Source organism: Corallococcus sp. AS-1-12, from assembly GCF_020036995.1.
GTDB lineage: Bacteria > Myxococcota > Myxococcia > Myxococcales > Myxococcaceae > Corallococcus.
The window spans coordinates 183,150-201,972 of sequence record NZ_JAIQDD010000001.1; the positions used below are offsets into that span (position 1 = coordinate 183,150).

The following is an 18,823-nucleotide window of genomic DNA, read 5'->3' on the forward strand; positions in this document are numbered from 1 at the left end:
GTCAACAGAGAGCAGGGAGTCCGGCACGCATGCGCATCGCAATGAGTGGCACGCACCGCGTGGGCAAGTCGACGCTCATCGAAGACCTGGGGGAGCGGCTCTCGGGATATCGGCTCGTCGACGAGCCGTACCACCTGCTCGAAGAAGAGGGGTACGAGTTCGCGTCTCCCCCGTCCCTGGAGGACTTCGTCGCGCAGCTTCGTCGCTCCCTGGAGCTGCTCGAAGAAGAGGACACGCGAAACGTCCTGTTTGATCGCTGCCCCCTCGACTTTCTCGGGTACCTCCTGACGCACGAGGACTCCGATGCGTTCGACGCCGAGGAGTGGCTGGCCCGGATCCGCTCCACGCTCCAGACCCTGGACTTCGTCGTCTTCGTCCCCATCGAGGAGCGCGATCGCATCCGCGTCCCCGCACACGAGGATTCCCAACTGCGCAGGGCGGTGGACGAGAAGCTCGCGTGGATCCTGCTCGACGATCCATTCGAGCTGGGAGTGGAGGTCCTCTCCGTCCACGGGTCTGGCGCGGCGCGGGTTTCCCAGGTCCTCGAACGCCTAGGGTCCATGGCGGGGCGTTGAAGCGTTTCAACCCGGGCAGGGCAGCAGGACGCGAATGGGGCGCGCGCTGGAGTGCCTGCGCTTCGTGCCGAGCTGTCCTTCGGTGCCGCGTCCCCAGCACCAGGCTGAGCCTTCGGTGGTGATGGCGCAGGTGAAGGCGTCTCCGGCGGCCAGCGCGACGGCCTGACCTGGGAGGCCCGATACGCTAACGGGGGAGGAGAGCGCGCGAAGTTCGGAACCGCCGCTCTGGCCCTCCGTGTTCTCGCCCCAGCAGACGACCTCCCCCTGGGTGCGCGCGCAGGTGTGGCGGAAGCCAAACACCACCTCCTCGACAGGGGGGGCCAGCTCCTTGATCTCCACCGGCGTCCTCGCGAGCGCCGGGGAAGGCGCATCCATGAGCAGGTCTCCGAAGCACCAGAGCGAGCCATCCTTCTTCCAGGCGCAGGTCTTCTGGTAGCCCGCCGCCACGCGCACCACCTCGCTCATCCCGGGGATGGGGGTGGGCCCGGTTCGGGTGTGGACCTCGCCCAATCCCAGTGCGCCGTATTCGCTGCGTCCCCAGCACCACAAGGAACCGTCGCGCAGGGCCGCGCACGCGTGGCTCATCCCCGCGGCGACGGAGACCCCCTCTCGCGGGAGCGCGGAGACCCGGACCGGTCCCGCGTGGGGTGTGTCATCTCCCGTGCCGAGCTGCCCGCTCTCATTGGCGCCCCAGCACCACAGCGCACCATCCCGCCGGAGCGCACAGGTGAAGCCGCCGCCCCTGGCCACCTGGACGACCCCTGGCGCGGACTCCTCCCAACGGTTCGCGAAGAGCCCCTCGGAGCTGGGTGGAGGGGGCCCGAGCAGGCTCCAGCACGCCAGGGCGCCATCGGTCAGCCTGGCGCACTGGGCTCCCTCCAGTCCCGTGGCGCCCTCCAGGCGCTGGACGCGCACGGGATGTCCGCCCGGCGCTCCGTAGGATGTTTCGGAGGCGTCGAGGTTGCCTCCCGCGCAGTACACCGCTCCGGTGCGGGTGCTCACGCACGCGATGCCGTGTTCCATGCCCAGCTCGACGGCACTCCCAGCCAGCAGCGGCAGCGGTGACGGCCGACGTGTGTCCTGGCCGTCCTCCCCGGCGCCGTGACCTCCAGGCGGGTTGACGCCCCAGCACCAGGGCGTGCCGTCGCGAAGGAGCGCACAGGCCGCATTGCCTCCCGCGGCGATCCGGGCCACGCAGCGCCCCTCCCGCACGGGCTCCTTCGTGGCGGGCAGCCCCAGGCGGTGCTTCAGGTGGCCGCTCCGCATGCGAGGAACGCCAGCGCTGTCCACGAGCTCCACCCACAGCTCCACCTGTCGAGGCGTCTCCAGGAGCGTCCACAGCTCCGCGTCCCTGGAGCGCTCCGTCGGCATGCCGACGACATGCTTCAAGGAGAACCGCTCCCGGAGCGTCTCACCCGGCGCGAGGTTCACCGGCCCATGGGGATGGAGATCGGCGACATCGATCAGGCCAGCGATGGGATGGCTGTAGACGCGCCCGTTGGCGGTGCGCACATGAAGCAGGGTGAAGGCCGTCCAGCGCACGGTGCCGCAGGCCTCGACGGGGAGCTGCTGGGGCGCGGAGGTCGTGTTGTGTGCCAGGACCTCGAGCTCCACCTCGGTGGGCAGCGGCCCGCTGCTCGGGACGAGGGTCAGGCCGAGCCGCACTCCCCGCACAGGTTTCCCCCACGACACCTCCTCCGCCAGGGCGGAGCTGGCGAACAACAGGAGCAGGGTTCCCAGCAGGCAGCTCGCGCTTGATCTCGGCACTGAAAAAACCTCTCGACGGTTCGCGCGTATGAACGGACGTGGGAGCCCCAGGATCTAGAGGATCGTTCATGACACGCAGGTGGATTCCGGCGGGTATCGCCACGATGGCCGTGCTCCTCCAGGGGATGGGCCTGTCGGGCTGCTGCCCGGGGCCACGCCAGTTCAGCGCGGGGCTTCAGTCCTTCGCGAAGGCGCGGGTGGCCAACCGCATCCTCGCGGTCCTCCGCCTGGATCGGACGTTGATTGCCTTTCCTCCAGCGGAGGATCAGGGGACGCGGGACGCCAGTGGGAGCGTGTCGGTCATCGAGACATCGCTGGAGCTGGATTTCCCGTCCGAGCCGGAGCGTCAGGAAGGGCTGCGCGTGGCCGGGCTCCAGATCCGGAATGGCGAGGGGTGGGTGGTGAGCCGGCAGTCGGCCGGTCAGGAACAGGTCGTGCGGACACAGACCCTGCGCTCCCGGCTCGAGCTCAAGGACCGGGAGGGCCAGCCGCTGCCGCCGGGGGAATACACGGTGGAAGCCCTGCTCTTCAGCGAGACGGACGGAGAGCCCACCGTGGTCCAGGCCCGGTTCCGGCTCGCCCCTTGCGCCTTCCTCTGAAGTCAGGGGCCGCTAGATGGAGCCAGCCCGCAGCACCGTGCTCACGTACGAGAGCGCCAGCCCCTGCCGGTCACCGACCCGCCTCCCAAGAAGGCTCACCACCGTCGCGGAGGTGGTCCAGCGGCTGAGCAGCGTGTACTCCTGGGTGTCCCAGTACGCGTCCTCGGCATCCGTGGCGGCCTGATCGTTCAACAGGGCCGGGGATGGGGCATCGTGCGGCCGCTGCTCCTGGACCGCCTGGACGGCTTCCGCGACGAAGGCGAGGCTGGCGAGCACGCTCAACACGGCCCGCTGATGGGCGGCCTCCTTCGCCGAGTCCCGGGCTTCAGACGGTTCGCCGTACTTCGCCTGGAGCATGCTCGCGACGCCGTGGTGGGCCTCGCGAAGATCTCCAGCGGCTCCGAGGGAGAGGGTCACCGTCGCGAGCTTCTCCTGGGCGAAGAAGAAGCGGACCGTCGCGGGCATGCCCCAGTGCTCCGTCTGGAGCTCCAGCCCGCCGCCATCCACGACGACAGCCTCCGGGTAGCGTGCCCGCACCTCATCGGGGCTCATGCTCCAGTGGGTGTCCTCGAAGCCGGTCGCGGCGCCGAGGAGGTTGCGCAGGTGGGCCGCACGGATGGCTTCGCGCCGCTCCAGCCGTTGCGCGTGCCGCGAATTCTCACAGCCGAAAGCCAGCAGGCACAGCGGAAGGAGGGCGGCGATCGTCCTGCGCATGGGGAGCCTCTCTATGGAATCGCCCGCCTGACGCGGAGCCGGACGATTTATTCAATCGGGTGACGTAGGTGTGCCGCGCACCCGGGACGCCGGAGACGCGAAGCAGAAAATGAATGTCGTGCGAAAAATAGGTCAATTGACCTATATTCGGGCGGGTCATGAAAGGGAGTCGCCATGGAGTCCGAGGGTCCTGTCGTGCTGGTGGGGGGCTATGGGGTGGTGGGGGCGCAGCTCGCCGCGTTGCTGAGGTCGCGTTACCCGGACCTGCCGCTGGTCATCGCGGGACGCCGGGAGGCGCCCGCTCGGGAGCTGGCCGCGCGGCTGGGGCGGGCGGAGGGCGTCGCGCTGGATGTCCGCTCTCCGCGGGCGCTGGCGGCGCTGGGGCGGAAGCCCCGGGCCGTGCTGTCCCTGGTGAATGATCCGGAGGACACGCTGCTGCTGGCGGCGTCGCACGCAGGGGTCCCCGTGCTGGACATCACCCGGTGGACGTCCCGGTTGAAGGCCACGGTGCTGCGGCTCTCAGGGGCGACGCCGGGCGCGCCGGTGTTGCTCGGATCCGCGTGGATGGCGGGGCTGGTTCCCCGGCTCGTGGCGATGGCCGCGCGCAAGGTGGGGCGCCTGGAGCGGGTGGAGGTGGCCATCCGCTTCGCGCTCGCGGATCAGGCGGGGCCGGACTCATTGGAATACATGGACCGGCTGGGCCTGTCCTTCGAGGTCATGGAGGACGGACAGGAGCGACACGTGCTGCCGCTGACGGACGGCCGGCGGGTGAGGTTCTCCGACGGACGCGACACCCAGGTCTTCCGGCTCGACACGCCCGAACAGGCGACGCTGCCCCGCGTACTGGGCGCGCGGACGGTGACGACGCGGCTGGGCTTCGACTCGGGCTTCGCGACCTGGACGCTCGTCGCACTCCAGCGGCTGGGAATCCTGCGGCTGCTCCAGCACCCCCGCTGGACGTCGCTGCGCCGGGCGCTGCTCACCGGCAGCAACACGGGGGGCGAAGCCGCGTGGGTGGCGGACGTGGAGGGGGAGCGAGGACAGGTCCGCGTGGAGGTCGTGGATCCCCTGGGACAGGCCCACCTCACCGCCGTGGGAGCATTGCTGGGCACCGAGCGGCTGCTGGGACTGGACGGCGCGCCGCCGCCATCCCCGGGCGTGTGGTTTCCGGAGCATGAGTCCCGGCCCGAGGAGACGCTGGCCACCCTGCGCGCCTGCGGCGTCGAGGTCCGGATCGACGAGCGTCCGGCGCGTGAGGCGGCGTGATGGCCCGCCGCACGAGCAAGCAGGTCCCCGGGACGCTTCCCTCGCCAGACCCCCGGAAGGGGACCGCGGTGCATGCCAAGGGGACCGAGCGCGTGGAGCGCATCCTCGACGCGACCATGGAGGTCCTGGCGGGGGACGGCTACGCGGGCCTCAGCCTGCGCGTCGTGGCCCAGCGCGCGGGGCTGAGCCTGGGGAACCTCCAGTACTACTTCCCCACCAAGCAGGACGTGGTGCGGGCACTGCTGGCGCGCTACCTGGAGCAGGCCCTCCAGCGGGTCCGCGAGCGGATGGCGGGCGGAGGCAGCGAACCAGCGCAGCGGCTCCGGCTGGCCGTGGACGCCGTCCTGGAGGACCAGGACTCACCGCACGCATGCCAGTTCTTCGCGGAGCTGTGGGCGATGGCCGCGAGGGACGCCATGGTCGCCGACGCGCTCTCGGTCTTCTACGCCGGCTATCGTGCGGGCGTCGTGGAACTGCTGCGGGAGCTGGCTCCCGACCTCACCCCGGCGCGCAGGGAGCGCAGAGCGGCCCTGCTGGTCGCCTTCTTCGAAGGACTGTCCCTCTTCCGGGGCGCCGGGAATCTCCGCGGCGCATCGGTGCCAGGGCTGGAGCAGGAACTGCGCGTGCTGCTGGAGCAGGTGCTGCTTCCAGGCTCAGAATGACGGCAGGTCGGACGCCAGATGTGACGACAGCCCGCCGTCCATCACCAGGGCGCTCCCGTTGACGTAGCCGCCAGCGGGCCCCACGAGGAACGCCACCAGCCCCGCGACTTCCTCGGGCGTCCCGAAGCGCTTCGCGGGGATCCGCTCCTGCAAGCGCTGGCGGGAGGAGGAGGGGGCCTTCGCCAGCATCTCCGTCTCGATGTAGCCAGGGCAGACCGCGTTGCAGGTGATGCCGTACGCTCCCCACTCCGCGGCGATGGCCTTCGAGTAGCCCACGAGCGCGTGCTTCGTGGCGGCGTAGGTGGACGACTGGGCGCCACCAAAGAGGCCCATGATGGACGCGACGTTCACGATGCGCCCATGGCCTTCCGCCTTCATCCGCGGCAGCGCCCACTGACACAGGTTGCGCACGCCCTCCACGTTCACGCCGAACAGCAGATCCCACTCGGCGACGCTCACCTCGTCCGCGCGATGAAACGGCCCGCCCAGGCCCGCGTTGTTCACCAGCACCTGGGGCACGCCCACCTTCGCTTCGAGCCGGCCGAGCGCGGACTCCACCTCGTCCCGGTTCGCGACGTCGCAGGCCAGCGGCCACGCACGGCCCCCGGCCGCGCTCAGTTGGTCCTGGAGCCGCTCCAGCGCGCCCGCATCGCGGGACACCAGGACCACCTCGAACCCGTTCCGGGACAGCAGGGTGGCGATGGCCGCTCCAATCCCCCGGCTGGCCCCGGTGACGACAGCGACAGGTGCCTTCGGCTGCGGCTGCATCAGAGGACTCCCTGTGGCGGGACGAGGCGCATCTCGTCGATCCGCACGTTCGGAGGTTTGATCGCGATCTCCCAGATGCACTGGGCCACGTCCTCCACGGCGAGCATGTCGGCCGGACTGAACTCCGGCCGCGACTTCCAGAAGGCGGTGTAGACGGCACCGAGCGACAGCAGCGTGGCGCGGATGCCGAAGGCCTTTCCCTCTTCATTCAGCACGCCGGTCAGCCCCCGGACGCCATGCTTCGTCGCGGCGTAGGCCCCGTTCATGGGCAGCGTGAGGTGGTCGCTCACGGACCCGATGTGGATGATCCGCCCGCCGCCCCGGGGCTTCATCCGCCGGAAGGCCTCGCGCGCGCACAGGAACGTGCCCGTCAGGTTCACGTCGAGCGTCCGCTGCCAGTCCTCGAGCGACGTCTCGTGGAGCGGCGTGAAGACCCCGACGCCCGCGCAGTTGACCATGACCTCGACGGGCCCGCTCTCCGCCTCCGCCCGCTTGAACAGCGCCATCACGGAGTCCTCGCGCGTGACATCCACGTGCAGGCAGTCCGCTGTCTCCGTCGTCACGTCACTCGCGGCGCACACCACGCGCAGGCCCTCCGCGCGCAGCTTGTGGACGACGGCGCGGCCGATGTCGCCCGTCCCTCCGATGACGATGACGTTCCGAGTGCTCAAGCGCGTTGCCTTTCCCCGTGTGCATCCTCGCGAGGCTCATGGGCAGGCTAGTCCATGGAATGCGCGCCAAGGAGGAATACTCAGAGGCAGGGTGAGAATCCGCTTTCGGGCTATTCGGGCGCGCCCTGTTCGATCCACGTGAAGATGAGATCGATCTCCTCCTCGGGGATGGGCGGCAGGCCCAGGGGCATGCCCAGCACCCCTGGCTGGAAGTGCCCGTCCAGCTCTCCCTGACGCGCGAGCAGCGCGGCCACCAGCCGGGGCGTCCCGTCCTCCAGTCGATCCGGAAGCCCTCGGAACCGGCCGTCACGCTGGACGCCCCGGAGGATGCCGGCCCGCGTGGCCAGGTCGAGCGAGGCCCCGTCATAGCCGAACCCGCCCGTGTTCCCCGGTCCCTGATCTCCGGGCCGCCGCATGTCGGAGTGGCAGTGGTAGCAGAGGTGCCGTGAGAGCTTCCGCGCCACCTCCGGATAGTGGACCTCGCGCTCCAGCCTCTTGGGTTGGTAGCGGGGGCGTGGCTCGGCGGTCACCTGGGGCAGGGGCGCGCGCAAGAAGGCCGCCAGATCCTCGACCTGCTTCGGGGTGAACGCGAAGGTGGGCATCTCCGTGTCGGGGAGGATGCGGCGCGGATCCGTCAGCCACTCGCGCAACTGCGCCAGGGACATGCGGTCGCGCACGTGGCGCAGGTCGGGGGCCCGCCTCCGGGCCGAGGGGGTGTTGAACTCCGGCGCGCCGTAGCGCAGGGCCGCGAGCGGGAAGTCGCCCCGGGAGTGACAGCTCGCGCATGCGTGCTCCGCGTAGAGCGCACGGCCCGCCTCCACATCACCCTTCGCGGGTTCCGCCGAGTCCTGCTCGGTCACCGAGAAGTAGTCCGCGAGCAGCTCCGCGTCCTTCGGGCCCACCTTCATCCGGGGCATGGTGGCGCCGTAGAGCGGCCTCACCACGTGCGGCGCCTGGAGCCAGGAGACGAGCCACTCGCGCTTGACCCGCTGGCCCAACGAGCCGAGGTCCGGGGTCCTCACCAGGTGCGTGAGGTGTCCCTTCCACCGCTCGACCTCCGCCTGCTTGTACCAGAGGTCCAGCCGCCCCGCGGTGATGGCCTGATGGCACGTGACGCAGTTCTCGCTCAGGCGCGCGGACACCGGTTCCAGTCCGGGGACGACGTGACAGCGATTGCACTGGAAGTGCTCCACGGCCTCCCGTGGAGTCTCCGGTGCGTGCTTCGTGGGGGCGAGCACCCGCGTCGGCAGGCGCAGCGCCAGCACGTCCGCGTCACGGACGAGCACGTAGCCACCGCCGGTCACGGCCACCACGAGGGCCAGGCCCGCGAGCGAGGCGAATGGAAACGAGCGCACGGCCACGGGGCGGAATCAGTAGACGTCGGTGTCCACGAACCCCCACGACGGGTTCTCGCAGAGATGCGGGAGGACGAGGTGCTCCCGGGCCATCCCCAATCCCAGCACCAGCACCACGGACGTGAGCACCAGGGCCACGAGGGGCCGGGTTCCCGTATCGCCGAACCTCCGCTTGCCCGGCCCGTGGAAGAACGCCGCCTGCATGAGGAAGAGCACCACGGGGCTGGCCACCAGCACCACCAGGTTGGGGAGGCTCATCACGCACGCGGAGAAGTCGCGCGCGCTGAAGTTGAGCAGCGGCCCCCCCACCGAGACCGCCTCCAGCAGCAGGAGGAGCGCGACGCCAACGACCACGAAGAAGGCCTTGCGCGCCGCCGCCGGCCCCGGCTGTCCCTTCACGGCCGGGCCCCACACGTTGCGCAGGACGACGCGGTTCATGAACACCGCGCCCACGGACCAGAAAACCAGGTCCATCCCATAGGACTGACTGAAGTCCTTGGGGGCGTGGTCCATCGAGTTGATGCAGGCGAGCGCGCGCAGCGGCCACAGGACCGGGGCACCGAACAGGATGGGAGCGAGGGCGCGGGGAAGCATCCGGTCAGGCTATCAGGCACTTCGCCGCGAGTGCGAGTGGGCCCACCTGGCGGCTGAACCCATTGGCAGTCACCGGGCCGGGCGCGGCGTGCGCTCGCTGCTGGGGAGCGGTCCTGGGGCCTACCCTCCGAGGTGCGCTCTGGAGGGCTGGCGCACCCGAGGGGAGTTCGCATGGAGCACTTCCTCACCCACGCCGAGCAACCCGCCGAGGTGCGCCATGCCAGACGTGCCAGCCGGACCTGGCCTCGCTGGCTCCGCTACACCTTGCCGGGATCCTGGGTGGCGCTCCTCTTCGCCTGTCTGGCTTTCACGCCGTCCCTGCTGCCGCGCGGCGGGCCGTTCCAGGGATTCGTCAGCGGCCTCAGCGCGGCCATCGGCTATGGGCTCGGGTGCCTGGGCGCCTGGATCTGGCGGGAGTTCGCGGACCGCCCCGCGAGGACGCCCCGTCGTCGCGCATGGCAGGGCTTCTTCATCGCGGCCGCCGTGGCGCTGACGGGCGCGCTGCTGCTCGGCTGGCACTGGCAACAGCGCCTGCGGGAGCTCATGGGCATGCCCTCACCGGGCCGCGCGGGATATCTGCTCGCCCCCTTCGTCGCGGCGGTCTTCTTCTTCGTGACCATCGCCATGGCGCGTGGCCTGCGTGGCGCGTCCCGCGCGTTGGCCACCTGGCTGTCGAGACACATCGGCCCTCGCGCGGCCCGGGTGACGAGCGGACTGGCCGTGGTGGCGCTCACCGCGCTGGTGGCCAGCGGCCTGCTGTGGGACGGGCTCATCAGCGCGGCGGATCGCACCCTGGCGGTGCAGGACTCGATGACCGACGAGGGCGTGGTCCCACCGCGCACGGCGTTGCGCTCCGGAGGCCCGGGCTCACGCATCGCTTGGGAGTTCCTGGGAAGGGAAGGGCGCAACTTCATCGGACGCGGGCCTTCGGTCGAGGAGCTCTCCCGCTTCCATGGCACGGCGGTGAAGGAGCCGATCCGCGCGTACGCGGGTTTCGCCTCCGCGCCGGACGCGGAGGCCCGCGCGGCGCTCGCGGTCGACGACCTGGAGCGGGCCGGCGGCTTCGACCGCGCGTACCTGCTGGTGGTGACGACCACGGGCAGTGGCTGGGTGGTGCCGGAGGCCGTGGACGCCTTCGAGTACATGACCGGCGGCGACTCCGCGATCGTCGCCATGCAGTACTCGCATCTGTGGTCGTGGCTCTCCGTCCTGGTGGATCAGGAACGGGCCCGGGAATCCGGCCGGGCGCTCTTCGATGAGGTCTACGAGCGCTGGTCGCGGCTTCCTCCCGGCCACCGCCCGAAGCTGCTGGTGTTCGGAGAGAGCCTGGGCTCCTACGGCGGAGAGACCGCGTTCAGCGGCGAGCGGGACATGGCCAACCGCACCGACGGAGTCCTCTTCGTGGGGCCGCCGAACTTCAACACCCTGTATCGCGCGTTCACCGACCACCGGGACCCGGGCAGCCCCGAGGTGGAGCCCATCTACCATCAGGGCCGCATCGTCCGCTTCAGCCGCAGGCCGGGGACGAACATCCCGCCCGCGTCCGAGCCGTGGGGGGACTCGCGCGTGCTGTACCTGCTGCACCCCTCCGACCCCATCATCTGGTGGAGCCCCCGGCTCCTGGTGAAGCGGCCGGACTGGCTGCGCGAGCCGCGAGGCGATGACGTCCTGGACCAGATGGTGTGGATCCCCTTCGTCACGTTCTGGCAGGTGACGGCGGACCTGCCCCTGGGCATGGAGGTGCCCGCGGGCCACGGCCACGTCTACACCGCCGAGCACGTGGACGGCTGGGCCGCGCTCCTGCGGCCCGAGGGCTGGAGCGCGGACAAGACGGCACGGCTGCGGGACCTCCTGCTCGCGCGTTGAGGCCGGGGGCTACTCGGCCTTCGCCGAAGGCGCGGCCGGAGCGGAGACGCACTTCGTCTCGAAGACGTTGACGATCCGCTTGAAGTCCTGGCGCGTCGCATCCGAAACGCCTTCGTGGAGCATGTCGAGCGCGCGCCGCCCCATGGCCACGGCCTCCTTGCACCGCCCGGTCTGGAAGAACAACGCCGCCTGGGTGTTGAGGATGGCCGCGTTGCCGGGCATCAGCCGCACCGCGCGCTGGGCCGGGGCGAACCCCTTCTGGGGCTGGTCCGTGGTCACGTAGTACCAGGCCAGGCTGTTCTGGACGGAGGGGCTGTCCGGCAGCAGCTCCGCGGCGCGCTTGCGGGCCTGCTCCTGCGCGGCGGACAGGTCCGCGTTGGCCTCCAGGGCGTTGGCGAGCAGGTCCCACGCGCGCCCATCCTCCGGATGCTTCTCCACCAGCTCCCGCGCGAGCTTCAGCCGCTCGGCCTTGTCCAGCTTCTCGGCCCGCAGCCGGAGGGTCTCCACGTGGGTCGGATCTTCCTTGAGCGCCTGATCCAGCTCCAGGTCCGCCTTGCGCTGGCGTTCGGCCGGCGGCACGTCGCCCGGGGCCTGCGTGAAGAGGATGGAGCGGATGACGTGCACGTCCGCGGGCTCCAGTCTGCGTGTCTGGGTTTGCGTGGGCACCGGCGGCAGGGGCTGGGTGGAGATGGCGTAGCGCCCGAGCTGCACGTAGTTCGCGAGGGCGGCCTGATACGTGGTGTCACCCTGGAAGGCGGCCGTGAAGGCGCGCCGGGGGTCCTCGCCCCGGGCCAGTTGGTTCTGGAAGGTGTCGAAGCGCTCGCCGTGCTCGTTGATGAGGTAGTGCACCCACAGCCACGACGAGGCGTAGTGGCGCTGGAGCTCCGCGGTGCCCTGGTTCGTCTGGCCGTCCCACTGCCACAGCTCTTCCAGCGTGAGCCAGCCGTGCGCGCGCACGTACTGGAGCAGCGCCGGGCTGGCGCGGCCGAGCACCACGTTGCGGTCGCTGGGCCGGATGGTGACGGTCTGCAGGTAGGACGCCAGGCCTTCGGAGATCCACCGGGGCTGGCGGGGCAGGGCGAAGGCGCTCAGGTAGTGCGCCAACTCGTGGGCCTGGGTCTCCTTGTCGCCCGTCGAGTCCGCCAGCAGGTAGCCGCCGCCTCCCGTCATCACCATCCGAGGCCCGTCCGGCGTCTGGCCGGCGAAGCCGGCGTAGCGCGCGTCGGTGAACTCCTCCAGGTCGCGCGGATTGCCGAGCACGATGACGTCCACCGTGCCCGGCGGGTCGAAGCCCGCGCCCCAGGCCAGCAGCAGCGCCCGCCGGAACTCCTCCAGCTCCACGGCGGTCCGCGCCGCCGCCGGCTCCTCCAGGTTCGTGCGCACGCGGAAGTGCGAGCTCTTCACCTCGCGCCAGGGCCGGCCACCCTCGGCCGGGCACAGGGCCCGGCTCGCCGTACAGCCCGAAAACAACGCCAATGCCAACCCGAGGAGCCCCAAGCGAATGCCCATGGCGGCGCCTTCTGGCACATCCACCGGGCGGAAGGACAGCCACCCCCTGCATGACGCAAGGGGCGCCGCCCCCCCCACGCCGGCCCCTTCATGGGGATGAATCGTCAGTGAATCCGGGCACTTCGATTCACTCGACGGGTTCCAATGGTCCCCCTGGCGGCCTGGGGGCGCCTCCCGCGTCAAGGACCCCGGTGGGGCCGACCGCTCCGAGGAGGCTCCCCGCTTGCCCTGAAATCACGTATAGGCCCTCCGCACATTTCGCGCGGCACGCGAGCGATCCGCAGGGCGAGCAGTCGGAGGCCCCCGGGACTGCTCTGGAGGAACGGATGGAGTTGTCGAGTCTCGAATCGAATTTCTGGGCAATCGCACCGAGCGTCATCGGCGCCGTCGGTCTGCTCTTCGCTGCGTTCTTCTACTTCCGCGTCAAGGGGCTCCCCGAAGGTGACGCGACGATGAACCGCATCGCGGGCTACATCCGCGAAGGCGCGATGGCGTTCCTCGTCCGCGAATACAAGGTCCTCGCGGTCTACTGCGTGGTCGTCGCCATCGTCATCGGCCTGGCGCTGGGCCCGGTCGCGAGCGCGAGCTTCGTGGCGGGCGCGTTCCTGTCGCTGCTCGCGGGCTACATCGGCATGAAGGCCGCGACGTTCGCGAACGTGCGCACCGCGCAGGCCGCGCGCACCGGCTCCAAGCCGAACGCGCTGCTCGTCGCGCTGGACGGCGGCGCCGTGATGGGCCTCGCCGTCGCCGGCCTGGGCCTCGTCGGCATGGGCGTCGTCTACTACGTGTTCCGCTCCAGCCCGGAGCTGTCCCCCATCCTCCACTCGTTCGCCGTGGGCGCCAGCTCCATCGCGCTCTTCGCGCGCGTGGGCGGCGGCATCTACACCAAGGCCGCGGACGTGGGCTCCGACATCGCCGGCAAGGTCATCGAGAACATCCCCGAGGACGACCCGCGCAACCCCGGCGTCATCGCCGACAACGTGGGTGACAACGTGGGCGACGTGGCCGGCATGGGCGCGGACATCTACGAGTCCATGGTGGCCGCCATCGTCGCCGCCATGGCCATCGCGCTGACCGCCAACGCCACGGAGCTCTCCCGCCTGGTGGTGGACACGAACGCCACGGGCAACGCGAAGCTGGCCGGCGTCATCCTCCCGCTCGTGCTGTCCGCCATCGGCCTGGTGGTCAGCCTGCTGAGCATCTTCATCGCCCGCGCGCTCAAGCACATGAACCCCGCGCAGGTGCTGCGCAGCGCGCTCATCATGCCCCCCGTCATCCTGGTGGGCCTGTCCTTCGTGCTGATGAACGTGTTCGGCCTGTCCCAGTCCATCACGGTGGCGCTGGCGGCCGGTGCCTTCGGCGGCGCCATCATCGGCCTCGTCACGGACTACTACACGTCCTCCACGCCGGTGCAGCGCATCGCGGAGGCGTCCATCACGGGCGCCGGCACCAACCTCATCCGCGGCCTCGCGGTCGGCATGGAGAGCGTGGGCATCTCCATGGCCACCATCGCGCTGGTGGCGTACATCGCGGACCGCGCGCTCGGCCTGTACGGCATCGCGCTGTCGGCGGTGGGCATGCTGGGCGGTACGGCCGTCGTGATGACGGTGGACGCGTACGGCCCCATCTCCGACAACGCGGGCGGCATCTCCGAGATGTCCGGCCTGGGCCCCGAGGTGCGCGCCATCACCGACGAGCTGGACGCGGTGGGCAACACCACGGCGGCCATCGGCAAGGGCTTCGCCATCGGCTCCGCGACCCTCACGGTCATCGCGCTGTTCTCCGCGTTCAACCTGGAGGTCAACCACACCCGCGTCGCCAACGGCCTGGCGGAGATGAGCCTGGAGCTGACCAACCCGAACGTCATCGTGGGCCTGCTGCTGGGCTCCATCCTGCCGTTCCTGGTGGGCGCCTCCACCATGCTCGCGGTGGGCCGCGCCGCCGGCGCCATCGTGGAGGAGATTGGCCGTCAGTTCCGTGAGATCCCCGGCCTGATGGAGCTCAAGGCGGAGCCGGACCCCAAGAAGATCGTCGACATCTCCACCAAGAGCGCGCTGCGCGAGATGATCTTCCCGGGCCTCGTCGCCATCGTCGCCCCGCCGCTGGTGGGCTGGGTGCTGGGGCCCCTCGCCCTGGCGGGCCTGCTGGCCGGTGCGCTCGTCGTCGGCGCCACCATGGCCCTCTACATGGCCAACGCGGGCGGTGCGTGGGACAACGCCAAGAAGTTCATCGAGAAGGGCAAGCTGCCGGGCCACGCCAAGGGCTCGGCCGTCCACAAGGCCGCCGTCGTGGGCGACATGGTGGGCGACCCCTTCAAGGACACGTCCGGCCCGGGCGTGGCCATCCTCATCAAGGTCATGAGCGTCGTGTCGCTGCTCGTGGCCTCGCTCATCGCGCTGCGCTGAGCACCTCCTGGGGTGCGGCCACCCGGCTTCGGGGCGCCGCACCCTGGGTGTAGCAGACCAGACACCCGGCCAGGCGATGCCGGCCGCTTCAGGGGCAGTGGGCGAGCGCGTGCTTACACTTCGTGTGAGCCGCTCGCCGTTCTCCTGACGATGAGGTGTCCCATGGTCCTGGAGTTCTCCCAGCAGCAGATCCACCTGCTCCACGCCGTGCTGGCCGAGAGCGCCGATGCACTGCGGGACGAGATCGTCCGCACCGACAAGCTCGAGCTGCGTGAGGAGCTGAAGCGCAGGCTCGACCAGTTGCTGCTCATCCAGCGCCAGGTGGAAGGCCGGATGCACCAGGAGCAGCCGGCGGCGCTGTGAGTTCACCGGGCCCGGTCCCCAGGTGGGAGGCCTGGGGCCCGGAGGTCCGCTCGCTTCAGCGCGGTGCCTGTGCGGGCTTCCCTTCAAGGGGATGCCCCCGGGTGCCGGCGGTCCACTCCTCCCAGACGTTGAACGACTTCATCTGCTGGCCCAGGTCGGTGTCGCGCACGAGCGCCTCCACCTCCGCGCGGCTCTGCCGGGGCAGCTTCTCCTCCATCGTCGCGAAGCCCCACGCGAGCGCGCCCACCACGGCCGCGTTGGCGCGCAGCGTGCGCGCGTCGCACTGTTCGAACTCGTCCGAGCGTGCGTGGTAGTTGGGCCCGTACGTGGCCGGCTCCTGGTTGGCGATGAGGTTGGCCACGCCGTGCATCATGAAGTCGAAGTTGTCGGTGCCCACCACCGGCACGTCCACCTGCGTGAAGGGGCCCAGGCCCGCCACCGGCGTCAGGGCCCGGTCCACCAGCGGCACCAGCGCGGGCCGGCCGTTCGTGTAGAAGCCGGTGATGCGCCCGCAGCCGATGTCCACCGACAGCGCCAGGGTGTGCCGGTCCAGCTCCGCCGCGTGCGTGCGCGCATAGCCGGCCGAGCCGTACATGCCCTGCTCCTCGCCGTTCCACAGCGCGAAGCGCAGCGTGCGCGCGGGCTTCAGGCCCAGCCGCTGCATCTGCCGCGCGAGGTCGAGCAGCATCGCGACGTTGGCGCCGTTGTCCAGCGCGCCGCCGCCCAGGTCCCAACTGTCCAGGTGCGCCCCCAGCACGACGACCTCTTCCGGGTGCGTGGTGCCGCGGATCTCGCCAATGACGTTGCGCGCCTCGTAGGGGCCGCCCGTCCGCAGGTCCAGCACCGCGGTGAGGTTCAGCGCCCTGCCGGCGCGCAGGAGCCGCAGCGCGCGCTTCGCGCCGTCGCGCTCCATCACCATCATGGGGCGGGTGTTCCTGGGGCCCACGGAGACGCCGTGCCGGTAGAGCTGGTTGCCGGGGCGGCTGCCCATGTAGACGACGCCGGCCACGCCCGCGGCGAACGCGCGGGCCTCGATGACCGCCGCCTCGTCGTACTCGCGGAAGAGCCCGTCGACGTCCTTGAGCTCGTCCGTCTCCACCAGCAGGTACGCGCCGCGCGCCTTCGGGCCCATGCGCGCGAAGTCCGCCGCGGTGCCCCGGCCCCCGTCCCGCAGCGGCGCGGTGAGGCCTCCCCTGGGCGTGGCGGTGGAGAAGGGCATCGCGGCCACGCGCGGGGCGAAGCGCACGTCCTGGCCCTGCACGGTCGCGGTGGCGGCGCGCTCCAGCCACAGCGCCGGCATGCGGAAGGGCTCCGCGCGCGCCGTCACGCCCGCGGCGCGGAAGCGCTCCAGCGCCCAGGACACGGAGCGCTGGTTGGCCTCGGAGCCCGTGGCCCTCCCGCCCACCTCGTCCACCAGCGAGCGCAGGTCCTCCACCAGGGGCGTCGCCCCCAGCACGCTCCCCACGAGCAGCGCGGCTTCACGCTCACGCGCGGAGGGCGGGGCCTCCTCGGACCGGGAGGAAGCCGGGAAGGCGAGGGCGAGCGACAGCGCCGCGAGGCGGAGGAGCGGACGGGGAGGGGACATGGCGCGAGCATCCCCACCCCGGCCGTCGCCCGGCAAGTCAGCGCATCTTGAGCACCACCCGGAAGCGGGCCTTGTTGCTCATCATCCGCTCGTAGGCCTCCGCCGCGCGGTCCAGGGGGAAGACCTCGTTGCGCGAGCGCACGCCCGCCAGCGCGCTGAAGGCCATGGTCTCCTGCGAGTCCTGGGGCGCGCCGCTGGGCCAGCCCTGGATGCGCGTGCGCTTTCCAATCATGGACAGGCTGCTCACGGGGATGGGCTCCGAGCCCGCGCCCAGCAGCAGCAGGGTGCCGTTGCGGCCCAGGCCTCCGAGCAGCGCGCCCGCGAGGCTGCTGCTCGACGCGGTCATCATGATGACGCGCGCGCCCCCGAGCTTCTGGAGGGCCTCCGCCGGGGAGCCCTTCTCCGTGTCGAGGTATTCGTGCGCGCCCAGCTCCAGCGCCAGGGCCTTCTTGTCCGCGCCACGTGAGATGGCGACGGTGCGGTAGCCGAACTTGCTGGCGTATTGGATGGCCAGGTGGCCCAGGCCGCCAATGCCTTGCACCGCCACCAGGTCCCCCGGCCGCGCGCCCATGTTGCGCAGGGAGTTGTACGTGGTGACGCCCGCGCAGAGCAGGGGCGCGGCGTCCTCGGAGCTCATCCCCTCGGGAACGCGGGCCAGCGCCTCCTGGGGCGCGACCAGGTACTCCGCGTAGCCACCGTCGTAGCTGATGCCGCAGATCTGCTGCTTCTCGCAGGTGACGAAGTCGCCGCTGCGGCACGCGACACACTGGCCGCAGTGGCCCCCGTGCCAGCCCACGCCGACGTGCTGTCCCTCCTTCCAGGCCGTCACGCCGGGGCCCACCCGGTCGATGCGCCCCACGACCTCGTGGCCCGGCACCCGGGGGTACTGGATGGGCATCCAGCCCTCCTTGGTGATGGCGTCGCTGTGGCAGACGCCGCACGCCTCCACCGCGATCCGGACCTGTCCGGGGCCGGGCTCGGGGACCTCACGCTCGACGACTTCAAGCGCGCCGCTCGCCTTCTGTACCTGCACCGCCTTCATCTTCCTGGCCATGGCGTCTCCTCGGGGGGAGGGATGGGGATGACGCGGTGCGGGCGCACACGGAGTGAGGAAGGACGCCGGGCCGGTGGGCGGGCAGGGAGGAGAGGGCCTGGTCAGGTGGGCCGTTCAGCGAGCATCCGGATTGACGCGGAGTGTGCGTGCCTCAAGGCTGGGCGCCTCACGACAGGAGCGTCACGATGACTCACAGCCGTTCGACGAAGCTCGCGGTGATTGGCAGTGGCCTCATGGGCAGCGCGCTGGCGAGAGCCTTCGCCGCGGCGGGGCACGACGTCGCGGTGTGGAACCGGACGCCGGGCAGGGCCCGGGCCGTGGGCGGAGGCACCGTCGCGTTCGAGAACCTGGTGGAGGCCGTCACCGGGCGGGCGCTCGTGGTCGTCTCGCTGTCCAACTACGCGGCGTGGTCGGAGTGCGTTGCTTCGCCAGCGGTCGCGTCGGCGCTGGCCGGGACGACGCTGGTCCAGCTCACCAGCGGCTCACCGGCGGATGCTCGCGGAGGCCTGGAGTGGGCGAGGGCCCACGGCGTGGACTACCTGGACGCGGCGATCCTCGCCTATCCCGCGTTCGTGGCCACCGACTCCGCGACGGTCTACTACGCCGGGGCACGCGCGGTGTTCGACCGGCACCAGGAGACGCTCCAGGCCATCGCCAGGAACTCCGTCTACGTGGACGAGAAGATCGGCTCCGCCGCGACGCTCGACTGCGCGATCCTCGAGGCCTACTACGGAGGCTCCCTGGCGGTCCTCCACGCCGCGGCGATGTGTCAGGCCGAGGGGCTCGACCCGAAGGCCTTCTTCGCCCAGAAGAACTCCTTCCTGGGGTTGATCTCCGTCACCGCGGACGCCGCGCGGGACATGATCGAACGCAACGACTTCACCGGCCAGCAGTGCAGCCTCGACACCCACGTCGCGGCCATCGAGCACATCGTCCGGCTGAGCACGGACGCCCGCATCAGCGCGCGCTTCCCCCGGGAGCTGCTGGAGAACTACCGGCGGGCCGTCGGCGCGGGGCTGGGTGCGCAGGAACTGCCCGCCGTGTTCCGCACGCTGAAGCAGGACTGAGCG

The 18,823-nt window shown here is 70.9% G+C and carries 17 protein-coding genes; 8 read left to right on the forward strand and 9 right to left on the reverse strand.

All coding sequences use genetic code 11. The annotated features are described in order from the left end of the window. The first annotated feature begins 29 nt into the window (after positions 1-29). Positions 30-575: an AAA family ATPase gene (locus K8556_RS00665; protein WP_223738085.1), complete on the forward strand. Its 546-nt coding sequence runs from the start codon at positions 30-32 to the stop codon at positions 573-575. 6 nt (positions 576-581) lie between these two features. On the opposite strand, the gene K8556_RS39650 is transcribed toward K8556_RS00665, so the two are convergent. After that, a complete protein-coding gene (locus K8556_RS39650; RefSeq protein ID WP_223738086.1) occupies positions 582-2,342 on the reverse strand; it encodes an RCC1 domain-containing protein in 1,761 nt (586 codons plus the stop codon). 68 nt (positions 2,343-2,410) lie between these two features. Between K8556_RS39650 and K8556_RS00675 the strand changes: the two genes are divergently transcribed. Beyond that, complete coding sequence (locus tag K8556_RS00675; protein WP_223738087.1) at positions 2,411-2,941, forward strand: hypothetical protein; 531 nt, start codon at positions 2,411-2,413, stop codon at positions 2,939-2,941. A gap of 12 nt (positions 2,942-2,953) precedes the next feature. On the opposite strand, the gene K8556_RS00680 is transcribed toward K8556_RS00675, so the two are convergent. Next, a complete protein-coding gene (locus tag K8556_RS00680; protein ID WP_223738088.1) occupies positions 2,954-3,655 on the reverse strand; it encodes a hypothetical protein in 702 nt (233 codons plus the stop codon). A 174-nt stretch (positions 3,656-3,829) separates the two neighbouring features. Between K8556_RS00680 and K8556_RS00685 the strand changes: the two genes are divergently transcribed. Both K8556_RS00685 and K8556_RS00690 read left to right on the forward strand, forming a co-directional pair. After that, positions 3,830-4,921: a saccharopine dehydrogenase family protein gene (locus tag K8556_RS00685; protein ID WP_223738089.1), complete on the forward strand. Its 1,092-nt coding sequence runs from the start codon at positions 3,830-3,832 to the stop codon at positions 4,919-4,921. A 68-nt stretch (positions 4,922-4,989) separates the two neighbouring features. Next, on the forward strand, positions 4,990-5,583 hold the full coding sequence (locus K8556_RS00690; RefSeq protein WP_223738090.1) for a TetR/AcrR family transcriptional regulator: 594 nt from the start codon (positions 4,990-4,992) through the stop codon (positions 5,581-5,583). On the opposite strand, the gene K8556_RS00695 is transcribed toward K8556_RS00690, so the two are convergent. From K8556_RS00695 to K8556_RS00710, 4 genes are all read right to left on the reverse strand, one after another. Beyond that, a complete protein-coding gene (locus tag K8556_RS00695) occupies positions 5,575-6,351 on the reverse strand; it encodes an SDR family NAD(P)-dependent oxidoreductase (RefSeq protein ID WP_223738091.1) in 777 nt (258 codons plus the stop codon). The genes K8556_RS00690 and K8556_RS00695 overlap by 9 nt on opposite strands. Next, entirely contained in the window at positions 6,351-7,022 is a 672-nt protein-coding gene (locus K8556_RS00700) for an SDR family oxidoreductase (RefSeq protein ID WP_223738092.1), read from the reverse strand. Before K8556_RS00700 ends, K8556_RS00695 begins: the two co-directional genes overlap by 1 nt. 110 nt (positions 7,023-7,132) lie before the next feature. Continuing rightward, positions 7,133-8,383, reverse strand: a complete 1,251-nt coding sequence (locus tag K8556_RS00705; protein ID WP_223738093.1) for a c-type cytochrome — start codon at positions 8,381-8,383, stop codon at positions 7,133-7,135. A gap of 9 nt (positions 8,384-8,392) precedes the next feature. After that, positions 8,393-8,971 (reverse strand): hypothetical protein, encoded by a 579-nt coding sequence (locus tag K8556_RS00710; RefSeq protein WP_223738094.1) that lies wholly within the window; start codon positions 8,969-8,971, stop codon positions 8,393-8,395. A 279-nt stretch (positions 8,972-9,250) separates the two neighbouring features. Between K8556_RS00710 and K8556_RS00715 the strand changes: the two genes are divergently transcribed. Continuing rightward, positions 9,251-10,837, forward strand: coding sequence for an alpha/beta-hydrolase family protein (locus K8556_RS00715; protein ID WP_223738095.1), 1,587 nt, complete (start codon positions 9,251-9,253; stop codon positions 10,835-10,837). Positions 10,838-10,846: 9 nt separating this feature from the next. On the opposite strand, the gene K8556_RS00720 is transcribed toward K8556_RS00715, so the two are convergent. Further along, positions 10,847-12,346: a hypothetical protein gene (locus tag K8556_RS00720; protein WP_223738096.1), complete on the reverse strand. Its 1,500-nt coding sequence runs from the start codon at positions 12,344-12,346 to the stop codon at positions 10,847-10,849. Between the two features lie 326 nt (positions 12,347-12,672). Between K8556_RS00720 and K8556_RS00725 the strand changes: the two genes are divergently transcribed. Both K8556_RS00725 and K8556_RS00730 read left to right on the forward strand, forming a co-directional pair. Next, complete coding sequence (locus K8556_RS00725) at positions 12,673-14,751, forward strand: sodium-translocating pyrophosphatase (protein ID WP_223738097.1); 2,079 nt, start codon at positions 12,673-12,675, stop codon at positions 14,749-14,751. Positions 14,752-14,913: 162 nt separating this feature from the next. Beyond that, positions 14,914-15,114 (forward strand): hypothetical protein, encoded by a 201-nt coding sequence (locus K8556_RS00730; protein ID WP_223738098.1) that lies wholly within the window; start codon positions 14,914-14,916, stop codon positions 15,112-15,114. A gap of 55 nt (positions 15,115-15,169) precedes the next feature. Here the strand turns inward: K8556_RS00730 and K8556_RS00735 are convergent, their stop codons facing one another. Together K8556_RS00735 and K8556_RS00740 are read right to left on the reverse strand one after the other, a co-directional pair. Continuing rightward, complete coding sequence (locus K8556_RS00735) at positions 15,170-16,699, reverse strand: M28 family metallopeptidase (RefSeq protein WP_223738099.1); 1,530 nt, start codon at positions 16,697-16,699, stop codon at positions 15,170-15,172. Positions 16,700-16,736: 37 nt separating this feature from the next. After that, a complete protein-coding gene (locus K8556_RS00740; protein WP_223738100.1) occupies positions 16,737-17,753 on the reverse strand; it encodes an alcohol dehydrogenase in 1,017 nt (338 codons plus the stop codon). 185 nt (positions 17,754-17,938) lie between these two features. Between K8556_RS00740 and K8556_RS00745 the strand changes: the two genes are divergently transcribed. Beyond that, complete coding sequence (locus K8556_RS00745) at positions 17,939-18,820, forward strand: NAD(P)-dependent oxidoreductase (RefSeq protein ID WP_223738101.1); 882 nt, start codon at positions 17,939-17,941, stop codon at positions 18,818-18,820. Positions 18,821-18,823: the final 3 nt, after the last annotated feature.